Raw genomic sequence first — 25,731 nt, 5'->3', positions numbered from 1 at the left:
CGCCGCGATGGCATTTGCGCTTGCCGCAACGGAAGGAAGAATAGCACCGTCGCCTTGCAAATTTCGCAAAAAACGCTGGAAGTGAAAAAGCGGGCGGCAAAAAAATGCGCACTGCGACACCGATTGGGGTAATCGCAGTGCGCCTGTCTTCGGTGAGCGCGGTTATGGCGGCCTACGCGCCGCCTGTTACGGTTCCGTTATTTGCCGTCCCGGGCGTCCCGGTTGTCTTCCTTCGACACCGCATAGCCGATCACATTGCCCTCGGCATTGCGCACCGGCTGCACGGAGACGGTATTAGCAAACACCGGCGACGCTCCCGGCAGCACGAAGTCGGTCATGCCGGTCGGCGTGACTTGCCGTACCGCGTTCAGGGCCGACTCGGTCTTTCCTGCCAGCGCAGGTTCCTGCTTCACAGGCGGTTGCGGCTTCACCGTAATCTTTGGCGCGTCTGCCGCTTCGGGGGTCTTCTCCTTCCTTTCGTCCTTGTCGTTGGCGACGGTTGAGCTCGTTGTGCCCGGCAAAGCTGCAGTAGTCGTCGTACTTACTATGCTGGTCACGCTGGTTGTGCTCGTCGGGCTGGTCGTCGTACCGCTTGCGCTGCTGATGGCCGATGCAGTGGACGTTTCAGTGGAAACCGGTGCTGGCGCAACGGGAGCGGCCACGGCGGTGGTCACGACCGGTTCCGGCGCCGGCAGGACGAGCACCGGCTCGGACGCAGTCCCGTTCGACACGCCCTGCGCCGTCATGTATCCGCGGTTGCGCAATTCGCCGCTGACTCCGCCGGCCACGGCAGCCTGCATTACCGGGCTGGCAAAGCGCTGTGCGTAGATGTCCATGTTGCCGTTCTGGTCGGTGTACCAGGTGACGGTGTAGCCGTTGTCTGCGGTGGCCGCGACAGTCGGCTCCCATTGGCCGGCCACGCCGCCGGCGACCAGCTTGGGCGCAGCAGCCGGCAGGCCGTTGGCGCCGAAGCGTTGCGCGTACACGTCCGCGTTGCTGCTGCCGGTGCCGTTCTGGTAGCTCTTCCATACGATGACAAAACCGCCGTCGGCCATCGGCGTGACCTGCGCAAAGGACTGGCCGGAGCCCCCTGGCGCCATGCCTACCGGCGTGTCGCCCTGGATCATCACGCCGCGTGCATCGTAGCGCCGGTAGAACATGCGGGTGGTGTACGACGAATCGATCGTGGTGTCCCACACCACCACAAATCCACCGTCAAGCAGACCTTTGGTCGTAATGCGCCAGTCGTCCCTTGTAGTCGCTGCAATGGTGAATTCCGGGCCGACCGGAACGCCGTTGCGGTCGAAGCGGCGGCCGTAGGCATCGGCGTAATACGATCCGGAGGCAATGGCATGATAGGTCACGACGAAGCCGCCGTCGGCCAGCGGCGCAATGTCGGGACGGTATTGCGAGCCCTTGTCGGCGGAGCCGGTCATGTTGATGGTGAATGGCGCGCCGACCGGATTGCCCCTGGCATCGACCAGCTGTGCGCGAATATCGATCACCAGCGGCGATATCGACGACCGGCTCGACCAGGTCGTCAGGATGCGGCCGTCGGCGAGCGTGGCGAGCTTGATGTTGTCCTGGTCGCCCGCGTCGGAGGACAGCTTCAGGTCGGCCGTGACCGGCATGCCATTGGCATCGAAGGCGCGTGTCCAGACTTCGCGCCGTCCGGTGCGGCCGTCACTCCAGGCGATCAAAAAGCCGCCGTCGCGCGTGGGCGCGACCGATGGATAGGATTGATTGCCCGTCACGCTGCCGATCTGGATGCGGCCGCCAAGCGACTGCCCGTTGGGCCCGATGCGCTGCGCGTACACGGTGGAATACTTCACGTCCCACAGCACGTTGGGCGGAAGATCCATGCTCATCCAGGTGACGACGCTGCTGCCGTCGGCCAGGGTGGTCACGGTCGGGTACATGTCCTTGCCGGACGAGAGGGTCACGGCGAACTGGCCGGCAGCCGGCATCGCATCCACCGGCGCGGAGCGCAGCATCACGCGCACGTCGCCGTTGGGCGCACCCGCCACTTTGGCCGAGGCGTGCACGTTGCCCATGCCGCTGGCTACCGGAGATACCTGCAGGTCATAGGCAATCAGGTCGATGAGGCCACCGCTGCCGCCCTGGCTGCTGCCGTCGGCGGCAACTGAGGCCTGCGCACCGATTTTCAGCCGGTTGCCGGCATTGAGCGTAATGTGACCGCCGCTGTCGCCCATCTCGCCGCTGGCATTGATGGCACCGCCATCGGGAACGGTGATATCGCGCGCGGCCATCAGCAGCACTTCGCCGGGGCCGCCGCCGGTCGCAACCTGCCCGCCGTGCACGATGCTGTCGGCGAACATGCCGACCGCACCGCGTTGCGCGGCGACGCTGCCATAGCTGTCGATCGTGTTGGCGCTGCCGGTCGCCACCGTGAAGGTCATGTTGCCAAGGCTGTTGCTGCCAACTTGCAGTTGCGTGCCGGCGGCAAGCATGACCTGCCCGTCCGGCGCGTTGATATTGCTGCCCTGTTGTAATGCAACCTTGTCGGCAAACAGCCAGACCTGCCCGTTCGGGCCGTGCGAGGCAGTGGTGATCAACGCGCCCTGGTCGACCGTGATGCGGCCGGGGCCCGCGCCCTCGAACAGGTAATTGCCGGCCAAGAAATTGGCGTTGCTGATGTCGCGCGTCGAGGCGATCAGGCTTTGCGTGTCGATCACGCTGCCCGCGCCGAACAGCACGCCGTTCGGGTTGATCAGGAATACGCGGCCGTTCGATTCGAGCCGGCCCATGATCTGCGACGGATCGGCGCCGGTCACGCGGTTCAGGATTGAGCTGGCAGGCCCGGCCGTCTGATTGATCGTCACCACGGATGCCGAGCCGATCGAGAAGCTGTTCCAGTTGACGATCGCACCGGGCGTGTTGGTGATCTGCATGGTGTTCGCCGCGGGATTGTTGATGGCGACGGTACCGTTTACCACGGTAGGCCCGACAGGCAAGGTGCCGGACGCGATCTGCGCATAGGCGCCTGCCGAAAACGCCAGGAGGATGGCGAAAGTCATCGGCTTGATGCTGAATACGGAAGCGTTTTTCATTTTTCTTCTCCCTCTTTTTTTTAGATGAATCGCCAAACGGCGCTGATATGAACCGCATTGCTGCCCGCCGGGGTGACAAGCGTTCCGTTGACCACGCGCGCCCAGTCGAGCGACGTGGATATTGAGTCCTTGAGCGTCCAGCGCCAGCCCAGGCCCCAGCTCAGCATCGTGGCAACGGACGTGTCGCCGGGCTGCGGGTTAAGCCGGTACGGCCGGCCGGCATCGACGAAGGCGAGCAGGCGGTGCTGCCCGGCGATGGCCGGCGCCAGCGCCTCGTTGCTCAAACGCCAGCCCCGGTCCCCGAGGGCCTCGCGCTCCTCGAAGCCGCGCACGGAATACGCGCCGCCCAGGCCAAACTGTTCCGAAGAAATCAGCGGCGCGGAAGCGTACTGGGTTTCGAGCACGCTGTGCAGGCTCCATTGCGAGGCCGCGACGACGGTGACATCGGCGTTTGCGCGCCACGCGCTCCACGACGCACTCGCACCGAGGCGGCTGCGGTCGTAGGTCGCATCGTCGTTGCGCGCGCCGCCGGGAATGTTGCGCACGTGGCCAACACTGGCCCGGATGCTGCTGGCACCGCTGCGGGCGCCGAACACGTAATTGACGCTGACCGGGCGGCCGTTCACGTCCACGCCGAGGTTCGTGCCGGAGTAGTCGACCGTATTCTTGTAGCGCTTGTCTTCGATGCCGAATTCGAGCAGATGGCGCGTGTCGGCGGTGCGCATGAGGTTGTGCTGCAGGCGCAGGCTGGCGATCGAACCCTGGCCCGACACGTAGAATGCGTTATCGACGCGGCCGGCATTGGTATTGGAATAGCTGTAGCCGAACTGCAGGCGGTCGCCCAGTGCCGGCAACGGCAACTGATACGACAGCGTGTACTGGTGAACGCTGCCGGGCGATTCCGGCGAGGTGGTAAGGCCGGCGGTCGCCTCATGGCCGGCGCCCCACAAATTGGCGTGGGTGGCGATCAGCGTGGTGCGGCTGCGCCCGGTCGCGGGCGTTCCGGTGTTGTCGGCGCTGACCGCGACGCGCACCGGATCGAGGTCCTTGACCTTGATGTCGACGTCGGCCGTGCCTTCGGCGCCGGGCGCGAAATTCAACGCGACCTGGTGGCCCGAATGATCGTTTGCCAGAAACAGCTGGCGCGCCAGCACCGCAAAATTGGGGCTGCGGTTTTCCTGCAGCGCCGGCAGTGCGGCACGAAAATACGCGTTGGAATAATGCTCGTTGCCGCTGATATGGACGCGGCCTACCGCCATCTCGCGCACCCGCAGGCGAATGATGCCGTCCAGGCCGATGGTGGACGGTAGTTCGACCGACACCATCGCATATCCGGCTTCCTCGTAGAGCCGGCACACCGTCTCGTGCGCCTGCAACAAGGCATCGGCCGGTTGGGATTCACCGAGATAGGGACGCAGGGAAGCGAGGATGCGCTCGGTGGCGACCATCGAGTTCCCATCGATGATGAAACCGCGAACCGGAAAGCGCGCGCTATCGGTCGGCGCGGCGAGCGGCTCTACCGGTTCGGGAGCCTTAGCGCAGGCGGTGGCGGCGCCCCCCATCAGCATGGCGCCGAAAATAAGTGAAAGCCGGGACATATCCCTGTATGGTCATTTTTATGCTTATTTCCATGCTAACACCGTGGTTTTTATTCTCAATTATCTTGCGTCAAGGAAACAAAATCAGGCTTTCCGCTTCGCTAACGCGGCACTTCCATGCCGGCCATACCCGCTACCCCTGCTGTTTTCCGACGCCGCCGGTTTGACGGGAGACGGCGTAGCCCGCCCTCTTTTGCGGCGCAGTGGCAAGCAGGATGCCGGCCAGCGACACGGCGAAAGCGGCCATCTGGATGCCAGAGAGCGTCTCGCCAAGCACCGCCACGCCCACCAGCGCCGCGCTTACCGGCAGCATCACGGTAAACACGCCGGCCTGCGCGGCGGGAACCGACTTCAGGCCCGTCATCCACAGCCACACGGTCCACACGCTCGCCGCCAGCCCATAAAACACCAGCAGCAGCCACATCCCCGCCCCTACCCGCGCGAAGTCGAAGCCGATCGCCGCGTACAGCCCGAGCGGCGTCATCAGCGCGAAACCCCACAGGTTGATGACGGCGCTGATGCGCTTGGGGCTCATCACCACGGTGAGCTTCTTGCCGATCACCGCGTAGGACGCCTCGCACAGCACCGCCGCGAACACGAGCAGGTTGCCGAGCCAGGCCGCCTGCCGGGCGTCGCCCGCCGCATGCGACGGCTTGGCCAGCGCCAGCAGGCCGATGCCGAGCGCGCCGCACGCCACCGCCGCCCAGACGCGCGCGCCGATGCGCTCCTTCAGGAAGATCCAGCTCATCAGCGCGATCACCGCCGGGATGGTGGCCATGATCACGCCGGCTGATACCGCGCTGGTCATGGAGACGCCGGTGATCATGCAGATCGTGAACATGAAATTGCCGAGGAAGGATTCGAGGAACACCAGTTTCTTGGTCTGCCATGACAGCGGCAGCTCGGTCGCCGGCTTTTTCAGCCAGCGCAGCATCGCCAGCCCGCCGATGCCGAAGCGCAGCCAGGCCAGCAGGAAAACCGGAAAGACGACGGCCAGCGGCTTCGACAATGCGACATAGCTGCCCACCAGGGACATGGAGAGGGCGAGGCAGCCATAGGCCACCGTGCGGCTCGGTGTGTAACTCATTGGAGGGAATCGGTTGTTGATGGATGAAATCGCCTCGCTCTGGCTGCGGGAGCGAGGGCCGAATCCCCTATTGTCCTACATCGGCGCCGATCCGGCAGCGGCATCCGCCGATGCCCGCGCCTTCCACATCGCCGCACAAGCCGCGCCGAAGCTTCTCGCCATGGCGTCATGGTCGAAAAGCGGCGATGTCGAGAGCCGGTTTCGCATCGTCGCGCGTTCTTCGCGCAGCCGTGCCGGCTCGCCAACGATCTGCGCCGCGCGGGCCGGGAACTCGGCCGGCCTCGCAACGACATAGCGCTCCAGCCCGGCTGCCCGCGCGACGGATTCCCCAAGCCGGCTGGCATGGTGCACGCCGTCGACGGTCAGCGTCGGCACTCCCATCCAGAGCGCGTGCATCGTCGTGGTGTGCCCATTCCACGGCATGGTGTCGAGAATTACATCGACCTGGGAATGCGCGGCCAGGTATTCCTCCATCGTTCCGGGGCCGCGCAGGATCAGCCGCTGCGCATCGATGTCGGCGCCGGCAAACAGGGCAGCAAAGCGTTCCCGTGCGGCCACCGCCGACAGGCCGCTCGACATCACCATCAGTCTTGCATCCGGCACCGCCTTCAATGTCGCAATCCACATGTCGATGGTGGCAGGGCTGATTTTTTTGCGCTGCGCAAACGAACCGAACGTCGGATAGCCGTTGGCGTCCATCGGCAAAGGCGATACCGGCACGGTGCCGGCGGGAGGCGTGTAGGTAGCGAGCACCGGTCCGAGCCGAACGACTTGTTCCGTGTAGTGCGACTCAGCGTCGCTGTCCGGCACGAGCACCGTATCCGACAACACGTAGTCCATCTGGCGCAATCCGGTCGTGCCGCTATAGCCGAGATACGTTGCCTGCACCGGCGCCAGACGGCGCGCATACGCCGTCATCCGCGATCCGTTCGTATGGCCGACGAGATCGACGAGAACATGCAATGCATCCAGGTCCACCCGCTCAACGAATGCATCGTCTCCAAGGCCGGCGGTTTCCCGCCAATGGTCGCCCATTTGCCGGAACCGCTCGGTCACCTCGTCCGGCTTGCGCACTTCCGAGTACACGAACACTTCCAGCTGGCTGCGGTCGAGCCACGCCATCAAGCCTTCGAGGAAGAATGCGACCGGGTGCAGCCGCAAGTCGCCCGAGACGAAACCCACGCGCAGCCGCTCGCCCGGCTTCAGCTCCCTGGCGATATGGCGTGCTTCGATACCCGCCGTCAGCGCCGCCGTCGCGGCTTCATGCGCCTCGCGCAATGCCCGGGGGTCCACCGGGTCGATATATTGCTGGGCCAGCAAGCGTGCCGCGCCGGCATCCGGCCGCGCGCATTGCGACAAGCTGAGCAAGCCGTCCCCAAGGCGGCCCGCCTCGATCTGGGCGAGGCCGAGATTGAGGAGCGCGGCATCGTCGCCAGGCTTGGCGTCGAGGGCCGCCCGGGCGTGCGCTGCCGCGCTGTCGAAGTCCTTGAGAACGCTGTAGCAGCTGCTGAGATTCAGGTGAATCGTGTAGCCCGTTATGCCGCGTTCGAGCGCTTTCAGGTTGGCTTGCAGCGCATCTTGGTAACGCTCCATGCCCTTGTAGCACATGGCGAGCAATGCCCACAGGTCGCCCGTGTCCTTGCGCGGAATCGTTTCTTCATAAACGGTGGCCGCTTCCTGGTAGCGGCCAAGTTCGAGCAGCGCGGAGCCGAGGTTATGGTAAATGTCGGAATGCGCGAGCGGCGCGCACATGACCGCCTTGGAAAACGCATCCGCCGCCGGCTGGAACATGCCGCGCGCGGAATAGGACAAGCCGAGGCAGTTCCATCCGTTGATATCCCTGGGCAGAATCGCCACGGCCCTCCTGAAGCATTGCTCCGCGCCGGCGTGATCGCCAAGATACCCCTTCGCTTGCCCATACAGGAGCCAGCACTGGAAGCCCTTGGGGAATTTTTGGACGGCCTTTTCCAGGTCAACGAGCGCAGCGTGCGCGTCGCCCGCATTCAGGTTGGCTTGTGCGCGCTGAAGCGCTTTCGCTACACGTTCCGGATACATTCATTGCTCCTGTTGCCACCGGACGGCGAACGCGGCGCCGATGCGGTTCGGCTGAAATTCACGCGGCTATCGTGATGCGTTGATTCGCGCCATCCAGTCGCTAGCCGTTCAGCCGCGCATGGCGAATGCCCGGCCCCGCCCGCACTCCGTTTGCCGGAGCATGGGCAGGCCGGGTTTTAACCGTTACTCAGCCGCAGGCGCCGATCGCGCCGCAGGAGGTGCAGAATTCGCAGCCGTCCTTCTTGATCACAGCGGCGTTGCCGCATTCCTTGCACACCTTGCCGTGCATGGTCGGCGCGGGCTTGGCGGGATGAGTCGGCTCGTCGGTGACGACGCCCATCGCCTTCACCGGCAAGCCCTCTTCGGTGAGGATGCCGAGCATCGCGTAGCGGTGGATCACCAGTTGCGCGATGTAGGCAACCGTCGACGGATAGCTGGCCTGCTTTTCGCTGCCTGGCACGCGCGCCAGGAAGTCGCCGCGCGGCTCGGCGTAGTTGAGGAGTTTGCGCAGCTTCATGCCGATCCAGGCCGGGTCGACCACGCGCATGTCGTGCGACAGCAGCTTGCACAGGCCGTCCAGGGTATGCGGATGGCCGCCGGTGAGCCACATGCTGTACGGACGGCGGGTGCCGTCGGGCATCTGCAGTTCCTTCAGCATCAGCACGAAGTCGTCCTCGGTGGCCGGGTTGCATACGTCGGCGACCCAGGCGAGCGTGCCGTCGGTGCCGGTCTTGGGTTCGTGCGGCGCGAACAGCGCGTCGAGCACCGGAGTCGCTTCGTTGTCCTGCTTGTCGAGCGCGCCCAGCTGGTTGTAGCGCCATTCGACCAGCTTGGCGAAGGCGGCGATCACGCTGGGCACCTGCACCATCTGGCCGTTGGGCGGCATCGGCATGTTAAACGGGTCGCCGTAGGCGTTGGCCAGCAAGGCCAGGCGGCGGCGCATCCAGCCGCGGTCGTTGGCGCGCATGTCGGTCGACAGGGTCTTGGCGATGGCGTCGAGGCCGCGCGGCGGCTGGCCACCGAGCACCCAGACTTCGAACGGCATGTTGCCCTTGTCGGACACGCCTACCGCGAATTCGCCCTGCGGCGTGTCGATGATTTCGCTGATCCAGGCCGAGGCACCGGCCGGCAAGCCCGGGCGCGACGGCCAGCGCAGCGAGGCCAGCACGGGCTTGGTGGCAAGCTCCTTCAGTACCAGACGCTTGTCTTGTTCGGGCAGGATCATCGGCTGCGGATTGGCGGCGGCGGCCGGGACCGACAATACGGCGCCGAGCACGCTGTTGGGGCGATAGGTGGTGATGCCTTTCAAACCCTTCTTCCACGCCTGCAGGTACAAATCCTGGAATTCATCGTAAGGATAATCTTCCGGCACGTTCACGGTCTTGGAGATCGCGGCGTCGATATACGGTGCGACGGCGGCGACCATCAGCATGTGGTCGGTGGCGGAAATCTCGAGCGCCGAGACAAAGGCTTCCGGCAGCTTGGCGGTATCGTGGCCGAGCGCGCGGTAGACGCGGTAGGCGTGGTCTTCGACGGTGTAATCCTTCTTGCTGCCGTCGGGCATGCGCTTGGTGCGGTTGTAGAACCAGGAGAAAGGCGGCTCGATGCCGTTGGAGGCATTGTCGGCGAAGGCGAGCGAAATGGTGCCGGTCGGCGCGATCGAGGTCAGGTGCGAATTGCGGATGCCGTGCTTCTTGATCTGCTGCTTCAGTTCTTCCGGCAGGCGCGAGGCGAAGCCACCCACCAGGTACTTGTCGGCGTCGAACAGCGGGAAGGCGCCGCGCTCCTTGGCCAGCTCGACTGAGCTTTCATAGGCGGCGTCGCGCATCACGCGCGAGATCTCGCCGGCCAGCGCGCGGCCTTCGTCGGTGTCGTAGCGCACGCCGAGCATGATCAGCGCATCGCCCAAGCCGGTGAAGCCCAGACCCAGGCGGCGCTTGGCGTCGGCTTCGCGCGCCTGCTCCGGCAGCGGCCACTTGGTGGCGATCAGCACGTTATCGAGCATGCGCACGGCGATCTTGGTCACCTTCGCCAGCAGGTCGAAGTCGAACCTCGCGGCGTCGGAGAACGGGTCTTTTACATAGGCGTTCAGATTCAGGCTGCCCAGGCAGCAGCAGCCGTAGTCCGGCAGCGGCTGCTCGCCGCAGGGGTTGGTCGCTTCGATGACTTCGCAGTACGCGAGGTTGTTTTCGCCGTTGATGCGGTCGAGGTAGAGCACGCCCGGTTCGGCCGCGGCATAGGTGCTCTTCATGACCAGGTCCCACACCTCGCGCGCACGGATCTTGCGGTACACCCACTTGCCGTCGTCGCGGCGGTAGGCGCCGCGGCTCTTGATGTCATTGTTGGGCTCGGTCACGTGCGCCAGTTCGAACTCACCGTCGGTTTCCACCGCGCGCATGAAGGCGTCGGTCACGCCGACCGACACGTTGAAGTTGTTGAGCTGTCCCTTTTCCTGCTTGACGGTGATGAAGTCGAAGATATCCGGGTGGTCGACGTTGAGCACCGCCATCTGCGCGCCACGGCGGGCGCCGGCCGACTCGACGGTTTCGCAGGAACGGTCGAATACCTTCATGTACGAAATCGGCCCGGAGGCGCTGCTGCCGGTGCCCTTCACCATCGCGCCCTTGGGGCGGATCGCGGAAAAGTTGTAGCCGACGCCGCCGCCGCGGCGCATCGTTTCGGCCGCCTGCGCCAGTGCGCGGTAGATGCCGGGCTTGCCGGCGGCGTCTTCGGTGATGGAGTCGCCCACCGGCTGCACGAAGCAGTTGATCAGCGTGGTCTGCAAGCCGGTGCCGGCGGCGCTGGAGACGCGCCCGGCGGGGATGAAGCCGTTCTGCATCGCCCACAGGAATTCCTCGGCGTGCTTCTTGCGGGTTTTCTGCGGCTCGACCTCGGCCAGCGCGGACGACACGCGCGTCTGCACCTGCTCGATGGTGGTCTCGTCGCCTTTCGCGTATTTCTCGATCAATACTTCTGTGGAAATATCTTGCGGCTCGGCGAGCGCGATCACGGGATTTTCAAGTTGATGCATGGAGGTCTCCTGGGCATCGGCATGCGAGCCGGCCCGTCGAAAAAATTACAGGGAATCGGGGAAATCGGTGTCAACCGGCTGCGTGGAATGTGGAATGCAAGCGCGGTGACAAGCGGTCATGGGCAGCTCGCGATGCCCTTCATTATGCATCGCCTACGCCGACTCTCATTTAGCTGTATCACCTTGTTTTCATTCCGTCGAAATGTCACGGCGCGCTGGCTGACAGCGGGTCATTCTATAAGACGCGAACAGCGATATTGCTTGATTCAGGTCAAGAATTTCCGGGTGGATTTTACACCGACGCGCCGGCCGGCGTCGGCCGGATTTTCGCTACCAATGCGTCGCCACACCGGCGAGGAAGGAGGTGCATCGTCATCGCCCCTGAGCGGCGAGTTAGCCCTCACTTCTTCCATAATCATTGTAGTACAGGAGATTCCGGCTAAAGACTGGATTTACGCGCCAATTTCCTTACGTAAATGGCCGATCGCCACACCGACGGCGCTGGAAGCTTGGTAATAGCTGGTACCGCCGCCGAGCATCGCCTCGGCTTGGTCGAAATTCTTCGCGTTGATCGCATGCGCGACCTTGCCGGCTTCGGCATGGAAAGTGGCATGTTTCAGCAAACATTCGGCGTAGCTCGGCAGCGAACCGTAGCGGGATTTGGCATCGCCATGCAGCCATTTTCCCAGCTCGCAGCAATTGTCCTTGGCGATGGTGAGCGCATCCATCGTTTCCTTTTTCGAGATCGCGCTGCGAAACTTTACTTTCCATTCAGCATGCTTTTCGACTGCCTGATGCAAATCCATGTTTTTCTCCAGTTGATGAAGCTAGTCTTTCTTCCAGCGGTTATGGCCGAGGAATTCTTCCCAGCTCAGGAAGCCGTCGCCGTCCTTGTCGTACTTGGCGAAATGTTCGGTCATGTACGGAAAAGCGGCAGCGACTTCTTCCTGGGACAGCTTGCCGTCCTTGTCGCGGTCAGCGGTGTCAAACTTTTCCTTGGCTTTTTGCTGCACCAGGCGCGCCATGTCGCCCTTGCGTCCGGGTTGGTCAAGCGTAGGAACGATGGTCTGCGCCGGGAGCGCACCGGCGGCGGCAAGCAGCACTGCCGCTGCGACGATTCGCTTCATCGCGCGCTCTCCTAGGGCGGCATTACCATTGGAGGAATGCTTGACGACCACCCCATCTTCCAGCCACGTGAGATAAGTCATTTTTCCCCCCTGGGTTTTGGATGAATAATGTGTCCGGCAATGGGCCGGGCATAGATTTTCCATGTAGCAAATGACGTACCACGCTCACAAGAAGCATTAAGTCATTGTTTTTATGAGCAAATATTCAAGCGGCGGCACCCGGGAATTCCTAGGAATGGAAGAGATTTTCTTAGTCGTTGGAATGTTGCCAGTTATTAATGTTTATAAAGGAACAGGATGGTAAGCACACTGGGAAGGTTGTTCGGAATAGGCATGCTCGCTCTGGGTCTTGCCTCCTGCGCGCACGTGGGCGAGGATCAGCTGTCGCACCCGCTTGCCGGCAAGGTTTGGAATGTTTCGCAGCAGCGCTTCATCGAGCCCGGAGTATTGGCGCAGCAGACATCCGAAGCGCGCTTCGTACTGCTCGGGGAAATTCACGACAACCGGATGCACCACGACATTCAGGCGACACTGTTGCAACAGATCGCACAAAGCGGCAGGCGCCCGGCGCTGGTCATGGAACAATACGACCGCGACCAGCAAGGCAAGCTGGACGACGTCCTGAATAGCAGCCAGCCGTTCGGCGACAAGCTCAAGGCGCTGGGCGATCTGATGCGCAAGGGATGGGAGTGGCAGGCTTATGAACCGCTACTGAGCTTGGCGCTGCAATACGGGTTGCCGGTGGTGGCGGCCAACCTGTCGCGGGAAGAGTTGCGGGTAGTGTCGCGTCAAGGATTTGGCGCGCTCGGAACGGGCGAGGACGAGCGTTTGGCATTAGAAACCGTGTGGACACCAGAACGTCAGGAACGGCTGGCCAGGGATATCTATGACGGACATTGCGGCAAGGTGCCGCAACATGTGGTCGACGCGATCGCCAAGGCGCAACGCGCGCGTGACGCGGTCATGGCAGATACGATGTTGCGGTTCGCCGACAAGGGTGCCGTTGCCATTATCGGCAGCGGCCATGCGCGACGCGACATGGCAGTTCCGCTATATATCGCAGCGCGGGCGCCGCAAGCGGTGCTCATATCTGTGGGAATGATGCAAGTGGATACGTCGCAAAATCCTGCGGCCTATGCGAACGGACCGCTGGGACAGATGTTCGATTATGTGTGGTTTACACCGCGTGTATCGCGGCGGGTCAATCCATGCGACACCATTCCGGCGGCGCCAGCCACGTCACCCGCCCCGCCCGGGCTCAAGCAGCAGTCTTGAATTTTTTTACTTCACTGGCGGCTTGCACCAGCGCCGCGACCCAGTATTTCAGCTTTGCATGCAGACGCGGCGTAAAGCCATAGGTGCTGCGCGCAAATTCGAGTGCGGTGAGATCGAACGATACCTGGGCCTGCGACGTATTCCACCAGTGTTCGACATATTGCTCAAACGGCGCACGATCACCATCGATATCAAAAGTGAACAATGCGGCGCCACCGTCGGCCGGAATTTGCACCCAGCCTACGCGCGTCGCATCACGATAAATCGATGCCGTTATGCCGGCACCATCCAGGCCGCGTATACGCCGAATATTTTTTAGTAAATACAATTTGTTCTTTTCCTGTCGGATAGTTGGATCGTTATCGGGAAAACGCAAGTGTCATGCCAGACGCATTGAAGAGGGCAAGGTGCACGCTTAGACAGGCAGCGGACTACTAGTTCCCATATGCATCATTTGGTGCGATAACTGCATCCATAGAACCGGTCGCGGATCAGGAAAGCGAAGTCGATTTTTCGCCGACCTCTTCTTTTGGCCAGATCGACCACAGGAAGGCCGTGGTGAACAGGCCGGCATTGATATCGATGAACCAGTCCAGCACGCTGGCGCCACGATAGGAGAACAGGCTTTGCACGCATTCGTCGACGGCGCCCATCGCGGCGATGATCAGGAAAGCCTTGCATGCCTTGCGCCAGGCGCAGCCCTGCGCGCCGCAAAACAGCAGCAAGGCAATGAAGGAATACGCTGCCAAGTGCAAGGTCAGGCCCGACGCAAATTCGCCGATTTCGGCGCGCGCGCCGGGAATCGACCCGAACACGATCACCGCAGCATAGAACAGGAATGCGGCACGCATGGCCAGCGTGCGGTTGTGCGGATCGGCCATCAGTCGTGCGAAGAAAAGACGCATGTCTTGCCTGAAATGAAGTGGCGTGCGCCGCGCGTAGCGCACACCGGTTGATGACAAAAGCTAGCTTGTACCACCGATACCTGGATGCTGGTCTGCGCTTGCCCAAACAATGAGCCGGCGTGCACGCTCAGGAGTTCAGGACGACGTAGCGGGTCAGTTCCGCCTTGTCGTGCACGCCGAGCTTCGAATACGAGCTTTTCAGCTGCGCGCGTACCGTATGCTCGGAGACGCCGAGCGCGCGCGCCACTTCCTTCTGGCTCATTCCGGCCGAAAACAGCATGGCGACGCGGTTTTCGGCGGGACTCAGGCGCGCCGGCGCGGCCGGCCTGGCACTGCACGCGAGGCTGCCGAAGTGCCAGGAAAACTGGATATCGATGCATTTTCCCCGGTAGCCCCGCCCCTGCATGGCGCTGTCGAGCGCCGGCTGCGGCAGGCTGATTTCCTGAAAGTCCGCCCATTCCTTGCGCAGCAGCGCAACGAACAAGGGATCGGCGGCGAGGATGGCGCCGTGGGGCGTCGCCAGCGCCAGCGCGCGCCGCATATCGGCGACAACGGTGGCGGCGGACTCGGCGGCGCGATCGGACGCGAGGCTTTCCAGTGCCCGGCGCCGGTTGGCGCCGATCGCAATATCCAGATGCAGCCATAGCGCGTACAGGCGCTGCGCGTCTCCGGCGCCAAATGGCAGGCCGGTGCCACGGTACATGACCAGCCAGCGCGCCGGCGCCCGTGCCGGCGGCGCATCGCCAAAGATCATCAGGTGGTGCAGGTCGTGCCGGCGCGAAAACGCCGCGAGCCCTTCGCGCGCGCGACTGGCGTACAGGCTGCGGCAGTCGCAGCGCAAGGGCGCGGCCAACCCGTCAAGGAAGGCGTGCGTGATGGGGTCGGCGGCCGACACCTCGGGATAGTCGTCGAGGATGGACGACGCCCTGTTGTGCACATAGGCTTCGGCGATTTCAAGCCCGGCCTGCGGTGCCTCTTCGGCGCGGCCCATGCCCAGGACTGCGCCATCGAAGGTAATCCAGTTCTGCAGCAAGCGCATTGCCTCGCTTGGGAATGCCTGGACCGAAGCGGCACTTGCCAGGTGGTGCAGGTCGGCCAGGGCACGGGCGAATGCTTTCACAGCGTTCTCCTCCACGGCAGCCGGCGCGCGGTAAGGCATCGGCACGCAGGCCGGAAAGCTGGTTAGATGGCCGCCGACCGATTAGTGCGCATTTCATTCATGCGATTGGAGCTGCCTCAAGTGGCGTGCATTTCCAGCTACGCAGAACACGCTATCGACCACGCGCGGCGGGCGTCACGCGCCATACGGTATTGCCGACGTCATCGGCCACCAGCAATGCACCGCGGCGGTCGACGGCGACGCCGACCGGACGGCCGAGCGCCTCGCCCTTTTCACTCAGGAATCCTGTCAACACGTCTTCCGGCATGCCAACCGGTTTGCCGTTCACAAATGGAATGAACACGACCCGGTAGCCGCTGTATGGCTTGCGGTTCCATGAACCGTGCTGGCCGACGAAGGCGCCGCCTGCGTATTGTTCGGGAAACAGGCTGCCCTCGTAAAACGTCAGCCCCAGCGACGCGGTATGCGCCCCCAGCGCGTAGTCGGGCACCACGGCCTTGTTTACCAGGTCGGGGCGCTGCGGCTTGACGCGGGTATCGATATTGCGACCGTAGTAGCTGTAGGGCCAGCCGTAAAACGCGCCCTCCTTTACCGATGTCATGTAGTCGGAAACCAGGTCGCTGCCCAGTTCGTCGCGCTCATTGACGGCGACCCAGAGCGCGCCGCTTTGCGGCTGCCACGCCATGCCAACTGGATTGCGCAAGCCGGAGGCGAACACGCGCGTGCTGCCGCTGGCCGGGTCGACTTCGAGGATGGCGGCGCGGTTGGTTTCGTTGTCGATGCCGTTTTCCGCGGCATTGCTGTTGGAGCCGACGCTCGCGTACAGGCGGCGTCCGTCGCGGCTGGCGACGAGGTTCTTGGTCCAGTGGTGATTGATCGGGCCGGCGGGCAGGTCGGCGACCTTGGTGCCGGGTGCGGTGATCTGCGTCTGTCCGGTGCGATAGGGGAAGCGCACGATGGCGTCGGTATTGGCGACGTAGAGGTCGTTGCCCACCAGCGCCATGCCGAACGGCGAATGCAGCCCCTGCAAAAAGACGGTGCGGGTTTCGGCCACGCCGTCGCCGTCGGCGTCGCGCAGCAGGGTGATGCGGTTGGCGCTCGGCCCGGCCGCGCCGGCGCGCCGCATGAAGCGTTTCATGAACCAGCCACGGATGCCTTTGCTGTCTTCCGGTTTGGGCGGGGCATTGGTTTCAGCAACGAGCACGTCGCCGTTAGGCAGCACGTACAGCCAGCGCGGGTGGTCCAGGCCGCTGGCAAACGCATTTGCGGCCAAGCCGGGCGCGGCCTGCGGCATGGCACCGGGTGGCCAGCCGGTGGCCTTGGCCACATGGACGGTGGGAAGCAACGACATCGCCGGTTCCGGCAAGGCCGGCTGCGGCCCGATCCCGGACTCCAGCGGCAGCTTGGCCACGTCGCCGCAGCCGGCAAGCAAAACGGCCAGCATGCCTGCCAGCAGCGGCTGAGATGCGCGCATCAAGCCTCCTCGTGCGGAATCAAGACAGAAATGGAATGGCAGCGGGAACGAGCGCGCAGAAGCAGTCGTGGCTGCATCCGCATTGCATGCCCGCAGTCGTGGTTCAATCTATCAGGGCGATGATGCGGTCGCGATGCGCAAACTCAAGCGGTGCGCGCCGGGAAGAGAGGAAGAAGCGGAATGTTCCGCACCGCACGCGGCGATGTCGCAGCCGGCCGGCGGCGATGCGGAAACGCGCGGCGCGCTTACTTGCCGTTGGAAACGACGACGCGGTTGACGAAGGTCACGCTTGGGAAGGTACGCTTCAGCAGCTTGCTGTAGAAGTTGGTCATGACGGCGCCGTTGTCGTAACGGATCGTGTCTCCCTTCTTCAGCGACAACTTCTGCGCCGCCAGCCAGGTGGTTTGCTGGCCTTGCGTGACTTCGATATAGGTGTATTCGTTGGCATCGGTCGTGCTCACGACCTTGCCCTTTTGCGTCAGTTCGGCCTCGGCGACCGGCGCCATGCCCATCATCGAGGCAGCGGCGGCAGGGGTCGGGTGGCCGGCTGGCGGCGCGGCGAAGGCGGCGGACATGCTGAGCGTGGCCAGCGCGACTAGGGCGGGAAGGGATTTCATGGAGAGTCCTGTTCAGTGGGAAGCGACATGGCAGCGTCGCAATTGATTAAGATCAAAAATGACGGCGCGCTGCAAGTGTTTTGCGCACGCACTGTCCTGATAGTAACAATATCTTCGAAGACATCCAATTCCTTTTCCGCGAAGACGCTGTCGGCGCAACGCTCGCCAGCGGCGCAAACGCACGCTGACGATAATCAAAGATCATCCTTCTAGGCGTAGCCCCAACTCGAAATGCCAGGCAATTGATCTATAAATAAAGATCAACGTCGCGCGGAGAGATGAATGAAATCGACATTCCATGAAGTGGAGCTTGGCAAGGCGGTGGTCCAGAATGCAACCGACGGCGGCACCGAACAACTGGTGGTGACCTTACCGCCAGAAAACAGGGCCACCATCCAGATTCAGATCAGGCAAAACACCGATGGCAACAGCACCGCCTCCGGCACCATCGAAATCTCCCAGCACGGCTTGCAGCAATTGTTCGACTGGTTGCGGGAAGAACAAGCGCTGCCCTGATCCGGCGCAACGCCGTCAGCTGCCGTCGCCGGAATGACGCAGCTCGGCCTCGACGGCAAACATGTCCCAGCAGGCGATGAACAGCGCGGCGATCACCGGCCCGATCACGAAGCCATTCAAGCCGAACAACGCCATGCCGCCGATGGTGGAAATCAGCACCATGTAGTCGGGCATCCTGGTGTCTTTTCCCACCAGCACCGGGCGCAGTACATTGTCGACCAGTCCGATCACGAACACGCCGAACAGGATCAGCGTCACCCCCTGCCAGATGGCGCCGGTGAGCAGGAAGTAGACGGCCACCGGGCCCCATACCAGGCCGGCGCCGACGGCCGGCAGCAGCGACAGGAAAGCCATCAGCGCGCCCCACAGCAGCGCCGCCTGCACATCGAGAAACCAGAACATGGCGCCGCCGAGCGCGCCCTGAACCACCGCGACGACGATATTGCCCTTCACGGTCGCCCGGATCACGGTCACGAACCGGCTGAACAGCTGCTGCTTGTGCGCGGCCGACAGCGGGATCGCCTGCTTGACGCGCGCCGCCAGCATGGCGCCATCGCGCAGCAGGAAGAACAGCAGGTACAGCATGACGCCGAAGCTAATCACGAAGTCGAGCATGTTCTGGCCCACGTTGACCGCCTGCCTGGCCACGAGCTGGCTGCCCTGCGCCGCGCTGGCGGCCAGTTTTTCCTGCAGCGTCGCCAGCTGCGCGAAGCCGAAGCGGTCGAGCACCTTGACCAGCCAGGCGGGCAGCGCGTCAATGACCTGCCGGAAGTAGGCGGCGAAGTCGATCTGGTTGGCGCGGACCCGTTCGAACACGGTGGCAGCTTCCTGCAGCAGCGACACCGAGATCAGCGTGGTGGGAAGAATGACGACCAGCAGGCACAGCGTGAGCGTCAAGATGGACGCCAGGTTGCGCCGCTGGCCCAGCCGGCCGAGCAGGCGCTGGTACAAGGGAGAAAACAGGATGGCCAGCACCACGCCCCAGAAAACCGCGCCGTAAAACGGCCAGATGATCCAGCCGAAGGCGGCTGTCACCGCCACCAGCATCAGCAGAAATGTCTTGTGCTGCATCTCGCGAGAATGCATCGCTTCATCCCTATCGCAAATCACTCCAGGCGCGGCAAGCCGCCCGCTACGACAGAGCATGCCCTATTTCGGCGACGCTGCCTATCCGGCCCGGCAAGACGACCTCATTTCGCGCCGCAGCGGCACGGCCATCAGTCGTCGTGCGGCAAATAGAACTGGAACGCGTTCTTCGTGCTGTGCTTGACTTCGTACATGGCCGCGTCGGCATGGTTCAGCAGCGCATCTTCATCGAGTCCATGATCAGGAAATACGCAGATGCCGACGCTGGCCGTCACATGGTGCGTCGTTGCGGCCAGCAGCAATGGCGCGCGCACCGCCGCCACCACTTTCTGGGCGATGCAGCGCAGCTGGCCCATGTCGCTCATCTCCTGGATGATCACCACGAACTCGTCGCCGCCCAGGCGCGCCACGAAGTCGCTGGCGCGCACGCCTTCGGTCAGGCGCTTGGCCGTCTCCTTGAGCAACATGTCGCCGGCCTCATGACCGAAGTTGTCGTTGACCGCCTTGAAGTGGTCGAGGTCGATGAACATCACCGCGAACTTGCGGCCGTAACGGCGCGCCTGCTGCACCTGGTTGGTCAGCATCTGGTTGAACATCATCCGGTTGGGCAGGCCGGTCAGGATATCGTGGCTGGCCAGGTGCCGGATGCGCTCTTCGGCCACCGTACGTTCGGTGATGTCCTTGCCAGTGCCGCGATAGCCGATCAGCCGGCCATCGCCGTCGAGCATCGGCAGGCCACTGATGCTGACATAGCGCAGCGCTCCATCCGCGGCAACGGTCTTTAACACCAGCTCGTAGAATGGCTTGCCTTCGGCCAGTCGCGCCTTGTGCGCCATCCACAGTTCGGCCGGCACTTTTTCGAAGGGCATTTCCCACAAGGTCCGGCCCAGATAGTCGTAGGCGGCCATGCCGGTCTTGCCGAGCACGTCGCCATTGATCTGCATGAAACGGAAGTCGCTGTCCTGTTCCCAGTACCAGTCGGACGACAGCTCGGTGAGGTCGCGGAAACGCTCCTCGCTCTCGCGCAGCGCCTCCTCCATCTCGCGGCGCGCGGTGACGTCGCGCAGGAAGCCGCGAAAGCCCACCGGCTCGCCGCTGGCGTTGCGCACCAGGTGGATCGAGCCTTCGCACATCAACATGCCGCCGTTCTTGTGCAGCAGCCGCCAGTCGATCCCCTTCTTCGTGACGCCGGTGCGGTACACCTCGTTGAAGTTGGCGAAGACATACATGGATTCTTCGCCCGAATGGTACTGGCGGTAGTTCCGGCCGATCACCTCATCCATGGTGTAACCGAACATGCGGCAGAAGGCCGCATTGCACATCAGCAGGCAGCCGGCAGTGTCGACCTCGTAATATGCCTCTTCGATATTCTCCAGGATCGAGCGGTATTTCTCTTCGCTGGCACGCAGCGCCTCCTGCGCCCTGCTGCGCGCAGTGATGTCGCGCGAGATGCCGCGAAATCCGGTCGGCGTGCCGCGCGCGTCGACGATGAGCTGCACCGAGGTCTGCGCCACGCAGCGCGTGCCGTCGCGGCGCCACACCGGATATTCGGTCAGCTCGCCGGACTGGCCGGTGCGGAAAACTTCATTGAATACCTTGAACACGGCCTGCGCCGTATCGGCATCCATGTAGTCGCGGTAGTTCATCCCCAGCGCTTCTTCCCTGCTGCAACCGTGCAGGCGGCACAGCGCATCGTTGACGACCAAATAGGTGCCGGCAAGATCGATCTCGAAGTAGCCGTCATCCATGTTCTCGAGGATGCTGCGGTATTTTTCTTCGCTTTCGCGCAAGGCTTGCAGCGCCTTCCGGCGTTCGACTTCGCGCTCGAAATTATCCAGCGCGAACACGATGTTGCGCGTCATGCGTTCGAGCAGCTGCACGATCTCCTCGTCGAACGCATTGGTTTGCCGCGAATACAGCAGCAGGACGCCGACCGACTGGCCGCGGCGGATCAGGGGCAGCGCCGCGCACGAGGCGGCGTGCACTCTACCGGCAGCTTCTCGCCACGGGCTCACCCGTTCGTCATTGAGCAAATCGTTAATGATGCACGGCTTCTGGCTGCGAAACGCGGGGCCGGTCACAGCGCGGCCTTCCGGCTTGCTCTCGTCGAACGAGATGTGGAGAGTGCGCAGCGTATCTACCATGGTGCCGGCGGCGGCAGCGATACGGGCCCACTCCGCTTCCGGGTCGGGAAGCACGACGGACGCGGTCACGATCTGGCCGCTGTGCACGGCCACCTCGCACACGCGCTGGTACAGTTCCTCGGGGTTGCGTGCGTGCAGGATGGCTTCATTGGTGCCGCTGATGGCGGCGTACATCTGGCCGAGATGCACCGCGGCTTCTTCGGCCCGCTTGCGGCGCGTGATGTCCCGGGCGATGGTGACAATCACCCAGCGCTCGCCGAAGCGGATGGCGCGCCGCTGCAGCTCGAAGACATAGATGTTTCCCGCCTTGTCGCGCGCGCTGCATTCGCTGATCATGCCCTGCCCGCGCGCGATGACCTGGTCGAAATCGCACTCGATCTCGGCGCGGTCGGAAAGCAGGAAATCGGGCGGTCCCAGCGTCATCAGCTCCTCGCGGCTGTAGCCGCTGGCTTGGCAAGCGACGTCGTTGGCGTCGATGATGCGCATCGTTTCGCGGTCGATCAGGAAGATCGGATCGCCCGAGGCATCCATCGCCGCGCGAAAGCGGCGCAGTTCAGCTTCGCTACTCTTTTGCGCGGTCACGTCGCGCATGACTCCCCGATAGCCGACCAGGCGGCCCTCGCCGTCGACGACCGGTTCGCCCGCCACGCTGAGGTAGCGCGTGCCGGCCGCGCCAGCCTGCCACATCCATTCGGCATCGCGGAACACGGCGCGGCGCGCGACGATGTCCTGCAGCCACGCCCAGTCCCGCGTCTGCGTCCTGAGCCCCGCAACATGCCAGGGCGCCTTGCCCAATGCCTGCGACAAGACCTCGGGCGCAATGTCCGCGCCGTCGTGCGTGCCTTGCAGCCGCGAAAAACAGCCGTCCGGGTCCTGTTCCCAATAATAGTCTGCGGAGAGCGCAATCAAGTTATGCATATTCTTAGTCTCCGGCCATCCATGCAGGCACTGTCTCCTCCTGCTCCGGCCCATGCGGACAACAAAACGCCTTCCCCGCGCCTCCCTTGAGAGGGAGAAAAACCGTCCCGCCGCTTCGGACGCGCCGGGACGGCATCAATGTGCTCGTTTCACGCGGTGCTTGCGATTCCGTACAAAACCGGCCTGTCAGTCAGCGAAAACCGGCAAACGGAGGAATGGAACCACATCTGCACGAAGGGTTCCCCTGCCTCCGCCATGGGACAAGGATGGCGTTCGAGACAGCGTACATGAAAAATTGCCATTAAGAAACACAAAATACAATGACCTTGCGAGCCTCGGCATGCTGGTCGATAGACCTTTAATATCTGCGGAAATTGTTCGGTTTCTGGCCGAGATAGGGTAATATTCGCGCGCAGTATAAAAAATCCACGTCAGGATGGAGAGAGACAACAGCCCGCCCGCCACAAGCGAGCCGGGCTTTTTTATTGCTGCTTTGTGGCTAATTATCTGTTTGGTGAATATCTGTTATTCGCACAATAAAGCAGAAACATTTGCTGCATTGCGATAAGATGCTTCTGTCTCCTCCAACTCTCCTTGAATTGGATTTAACCCGCGAGCCGCAAGGCAAGCGGGTTTTTTTTCGCCCCTTGCAACCGTTACTGCAATGCTTGGGCGCGCGTGGCCCGCATGACGGTAACCACGTCCGTGACCGGATCGATGCGCCAGGATTTCAGGAAGCCTTCTTCCACCAGCAGATCCAGCGCCTTTTTCAAGCCGTTGCGGAAGTGGTAAAGCTGGTGCGCGGACGAGCCGCACAATCCCTTGAGCGTTTCGACCTTGTAGCCGAACGGCTCGCGGTGCGTGAAGTAGAACCCGTGCAGCCATTTCGCCAGCGGCGAGCGCAGCTTCAGGCGCTGGCGCCAGTCGAGCTGGGTGTAGGCGTCGGACGCAAACAGCGTGATCAGCTTCGGATTGAGGCGCACCTTCCAGTGACGGTCTTCCTCATCCTTGAACGTGAATTCCTGCACCAGCGTGCCGCCGTAGCCGCGCTTGCCGGAACCGGCATCGAAACGGATCTCGACGGCGTTCGCGGTCAGCCGCAGGATGCACAGGCGCAGCCTTTCGTAGGACGGCGACGAGGTCGGCCAGCCCATCGACTTGAGCATCGAGTACGCCGTGAACGACACTTCATGGCCCAGCGGCTGGCTGCGCGCCAGATGCACCAGGTTCAGGAACACGTCTTCGTCGTCCTGCCGCAGCTCTTCCCCGGTATAGAAAATCTCCACGCCCTTGACTGAGGTGATTGGCCGCTCCTTCAGGTGCTGGCGCGGCTCGTTCTGGCGCGCCACGCTGAAGAGGGCCGAGCGCGCCAGCGGGTTCGGCAATCCGCGCACCTGGTTTTCCCACAGCGGCAGCTGAATGATGTCCAGCGCATCCTCGACCTCGCCGCGCATCGTATCGGCACCAGCTAGCCCCTCGCTGTCGCCAAATGCCATTTCCGCCTGCCCGGCCGCCGTCTTTTTCTTTCGGTTGGCGATCGTGGCCTCGATCTTGAGGAGCACTTCGCTGAGCGATTTGGGCTTGGAGGCGGTGGCAGGCATGTCTGGTTCCAGGCAGATTTGTTGACGGGTGGCAAAGGTAGCATGGCAACACTCGTCTTTCGAGCGTGGGGTCTCGTTGTTGGAGCGATGACACACGTTTTTCGAGCGAGATTGCGGAACCAAAATCCACCGGCTTTGGCCGGATGACCCGTTTTTCAAGCGTGGAGAAGGCGCTTCTGATACAAATCAGGCCAAGATTCGTAGCTCAAGCGTGGCAGGGAATGCCCAAATGCGCCCCCTGATCCATGCCAAGGCGCCACGATCCCCGGTTCCGAGGGAGGCAAAACAAGGGAAAACCTCGTTTTCCGAGCGAGGGTAAAGGCTTTGTACGTAAATTCCAGTGTCACTCGTTGCTCAAGCGTGGTTTCTAGGTGGCAAAAATACCCCTCAAGGCCGGCAAAATCACCGCTTCGGGCTCGGGAGAGCACGTATTCCGAGCGTGGAGGGCTGGATCTATCGTATTTCCAGCGTGATTTTTTCGGCGTCTGCAAGAGAAATATCGTTTTTCGAGCGATAGACGTAGGCGTGAGGGCAAAAATCGGCCTGCCGATATCGTATTCCGCGCGTGGATACCCGTCGTCATTCGAGCGTGGAGCCTCGTTTTTCCAGAGAGAACGGGCCGTACGCCCAGCGAGCGCGATTCGTTTGCCGAGCGCGGCGAGGACGTTTTCCGAGCGTGCGACGGATAAAAAATCTCTTTTTATTTCAATGACTTACAAAGCTTTCCGGCAGCCTTAATCGTCTTTAATCTTTCCTTTAATTCGCACCCACCATCGGTCGGAAAACGATAGTAGACGTACGGGACAAATAAGGAAGGACGTCATTGGCGGTCGGAATTGCATTTTTTACAACTAGCCGATGCGCCGGAGCTGAATAAATGGCGGGGGTCGAAAAAGTAGGCTCACAGAGTGGCGGCTGCGGGAAATGCCTAGAGGAAACGAATTACTGCCGAGCCTGATGGCTCATGAAAACAAACTTTTGGGGGAAAGAAGAAATCAATAACTTCCGTCAGAAGTTATTGAAAAGAATGGCGCGGCTGGCGGGGATCGAACCCACTCCTTAAAAATCAAGGAGTTAGCATATACTGGGTGTTACAAGTGGAACACAACAGTGTAACACCGGACTGATTGGATTTTTCGATCCTCATAGCCATACTGAGTTGGTAGAAGTTTCATAAATTCCTTGAGGAACTTCTAGAAGCAACACCTTGACAAACCGCTTTCTTTTGCATAATTTCTTTAAAGATGGGATAATTTTGGGTTATTCTGCTGGCTCCTTTTCGTGGAAGACGCCTTTGAACGTCAATCGAGACCGACTTATCAACGCAATAGTGTTTTTTGCAAAGAACACAGCGTATTGCGGAAAGATTAAGCTCTTCAAACTGCTTTACATGCTTGACTTCGAGCATTTCCGGCAGACTGGCAAGAGCGTGACGGGCTTCGACTATCAAGCATGGAAGTTCGGTCCGGTCCCAGTTCGGCTTATGGAGGAGTGGGAACAGCTAGACGAAGACATGGCGGCTGCAATTCACATAGTAGAAGAGCCTGTAATCGATTATGTCCGTCAGACCGTAAAGGTTAATGAGGGCGTTGATTTTAACGACGACGACTTTACGCCCCGCCAGCTCCGTATTATGAATGCGCTTGCCGAGCAGTATCGGGAAACCCGATCACCTGCAATGATTGATGTTACACATGCCCAGAATGGGGCTTGGGACAAAATCTGGCGTGACGGTGCGGGCGCGAGTAAGCAAATCCCCTATGAGCTCGCAATCCCCGACGACGCACCAGAACGCGAGACTTTGCTAGAAATAGCAAAAGAGCAGCAGATGTATGAAGCATCAATGGCAGCAGAGCGGCCTCAAAACCTCCACTGACCTTGAAGCCCATCCTCCACGCGGGCCAGATTTGGCTTGACTCCCGCTACTATCTCGATACTGAAACCGGCGAATACATGCCGAAGTATCTGCTGATCTTAGCGGATCACATAGACTGCGCAGACATAATTGCTGCGGTTTTCACATCAAAGCCAAACGGACTACGAGAGCATCCCGCCTGCGATCACGGACCGCCGCGCGCGGGCTATTTTGTTGGGGCTCCTGGAGCA

The 25,731-nt window shown here is 62.1% G+C and carries 18 protein-coding genes; 3 read left to right on the top strand and 15 right to left on the bottom strand.

Annotation, left to right across the window (positions count from 1 at the left end; all coding sequences use genetic code 11):
• Positions 1-197 precede the first annotated feature (197 nt).
• The 7 genes from FAY22_RS19265 to FAY22_RS19235 form a co-directional block, all read right to left on the bottom strand.
• Positions 198-3,071, bottom strand: a complete 2,874-nt coding sequence (locus FAY22_RS19265) for a filamentous hemagglutinin N-terminal domain-containing protein (protein ID WP_146332198.1) — start codon at positions 3,069-3,071, stop codon at positions 198-200.
• A gap of 20 nt (positions 3,072-3,091) precedes the next feature.
• On the bottom strand, positions 3,092-4,669 hold the full coding sequence (locus tag FAY22_RS19260; RefSeq protein WP_146332196.1) for a ShlB/FhaC/HecB family hemolysin secretion/activation protein: 1,578 nt from the start codon (positions 4,667-4,669) through the stop codon (positions 3,092-3,094).
• A gap of 133 nt (positions 4,670-4,802) precedes the next feature.
• Positions 4,803-5,756, bottom strand: a complete 954-nt coding sequence (locus FAY22_RS19255) for a DMT family transporter (protein WP_146332193.1) — start codon at positions 5,754-5,756, stop codon at positions 4,803-4,805.
• 75 nt (positions 5,757-5,831) lie between these two features.
• A complete protein-coding gene (locus FAY22_RS19250) occupies positions 5,832-7,811 on the bottom strand; it encodes a glycosyltransferase family 41 protein (RefSeq protein ID WP_146332191.1) in 1,980 nt (659 codons plus the stop codon).
• A gap of 187 nt (positions 7,812-7,998) precedes the next feature.
• Positions 7,999-10,842, bottom strand: a complete 2,844-nt coding sequence (locus FAY22_RS19245; protein ID WP_146332188.1) for an adenosylcobalamin-dependent ribonucleoside-diphosphate reductase — start codon at positions 10,840-10,842, stop codon at positions 7,999-8,001.
• 452 nt (positions 10,843-11,294) lie between these two features.
• Positions 11,295-11,570 carry a CZB domain-containing protein gene (locus FAY22_RS19240; RefSeq protein ID WP_246860574.1) on the bottom strand — a complete coding sequence of 92 codons (276 nt, stop codon included), beginning with the start codon at positions 11,568-11,570 and terminating at the stop codon, positions 11,295-11,297.
• A 99-nt stretch (positions 11,571-11,669) separates the two neighbouring features.
• Entirely contained in the window at positions 11,670-12,050 is a 381-nt protein-coding gene (locus tag FAY22_RS19235) for an EF-hand domain-containing protein (protein WP_168204890.1), read from the bottom strand.
• 252 nt (positions 12,051-12,302) lie between these two features.
• On the opposite strand from FAY22_RS19235, the gene FAY22_RS19230 reads away from it, so the two are divergent.
• Positions 12,303-13,244 (top strand): ChaN family lipoprotein, encoded by a 942-nt coding sequence (locus FAY22_RS19230; RefSeq protein ID WP_168204889.1) that lies wholly within the window; start codon positions 12,303-12,305, stop codon positions 13,242-13,244.
• On the opposite strand, the gene FAY22_RS19225 is transcribed toward FAY22_RS19230, so the two are convergent.
• The 5 genes from FAY22_RS19225 to FAY22_RS19205 form a co-directional block, all read right to left on the bottom strand.
• Positions 13,228-13,620, bottom strand: coding sequence for a hypothetical protein (locus FAY22_RS19225; protein ID WP_146332180.1), 393 nt, complete (start codon positions 13,618-13,620; stop codon positions 13,228-13,230). The two genes, FAY22_RS19230 and FAY22_RS19225, sit on opposite strands and share 17 nt — an antisense overlap.
• 115 nt (positions 13,621-13,735) lie before the next feature.
• Positions 13,736-14,149 (bottom strand): VanZ family protein, encoded by a 414-nt coding sequence (locus FAY22_RS19220; RefSeq protein WP_246860573.1) that lies wholly within the window; start codon positions 14,147-14,149, stop codon positions 13,736-13,738.
• Positions 14,150-14,276: 127 nt separating this feature from the next.
• Positions 14,277-15,269 (bottom strand): helix-turn-helix transcriptional regulator, encoded by a 993-nt coding sequence (locus tag FAY22_RS19215; protein ID WP_168204888.1) that lies wholly within the window; start codon positions 15,267-15,269, stop codon positions 14,277-14,279.
• A gap of 151 nt (positions 15,270-15,420) precedes the next feature.
• Positions 15,421-16,743 (bottom strand): sorbosone dehydrogenase family protein, encoded by a 1,323-nt coding sequence (locus FAY22_RS19210; RefSeq protein WP_146332176.1) that lies wholly within the window; start codon positions 16,741-16,743, stop codon positions 15,421-15,423.
• Between the two features lie 245 nt (positions 16,744-16,988).
• Positions 16,989-17,360 (bottom strand): hypothetical protein, encoded by a 372-nt coding sequence (locus tag FAY22_RS19205; RefSeq protein WP_146332174.1) that lies wholly within the window; start codon positions 17,358-17,360, stop codon positions 16,989-16,991.
• 282 nt (positions 17,361-17,642) lie between these two features.
• On the opposite strand from FAY22_RS19205, the gene FAY22_RS19200 reads away from it, so the two are divergent.
• Positions 17,643-17,876, top strand: coding sequence for a hypothetical protein (locus FAY22_RS19200; protein WP_146332173.1), 234 nt, complete (start codon positions 17,643-17,645; stop codon positions 17,874-17,876).
• Between the two features lie 15 nt (positions 17,877-17,891).
• Here FAY22_RS19200 and FAY22_RS19195 read toward each other — a convergent pair whose 3' ends face one another.
• The 3 genes from FAY22_RS19195 to trfA form a co-directional block, all read right to left on the bottom strand.
• A complete protein-coding gene (locus FAY22_RS19195; RefSeq protein WP_146332170.1) occupies positions 17,892-18,962 on the bottom strand; it encodes an AI-2E family transporter in 1,071 nt (356 codons plus the stop codon).
• Positions 18,963-19,093: 131 nt separating this feature from the next.
• Positions 19,094-22,024, bottom strand: a complete 2,931-nt coding sequence (locus FAY22_RS19190; RefSeq protein WP_168204887.1) for a PAS domain S-box protein — start codon at positions 22,022-22,024, stop codon at positions 19,094-19,096.
• 656 nt (positions 22,025-22,680) lie between these two features.
• Positions 22,681-23,625, bottom strand: coding sequence for a plasmid replication initiator TrfA (trfA, locus tag FAY22_RS19185; protein ID WP_146332166.1), 945 nt, complete (start codon positions 23,623-23,625; stop codon positions 22,681-22,683).
• A 1,207-nt stretch (positions 23,626-24,832) separates the two neighbouring features.
• On the opposite strand from trfA, the gene FAY22_RS19180 reads away from it, so the two are divergent.
• Complete coding sequence (locus FAY22_RS19180; RefSeq protein WP_246860572.1) at positions 24,833-25,501, top strand: Panacea domain-containing protein; 669 nt, start codon at positions 24,833-24,835, stop codon at positions 25,499-25,501.
• Positions 25,502-25,731: the final 230 nt, after the last annotated feature.

It is taken from the genome of Noviherbaspirillum sp. UKPF54 (assembly GCF_007874125.1).
GTDB lineage: Bacteria > Pseudomonadota > Gammaproteobacteria > Burkholderiales > Burkholderiaceae_D > Noviherbaspirillum.
This window is presented reverse-complemented; position numbering and strand designations above follow the sequence as displayed.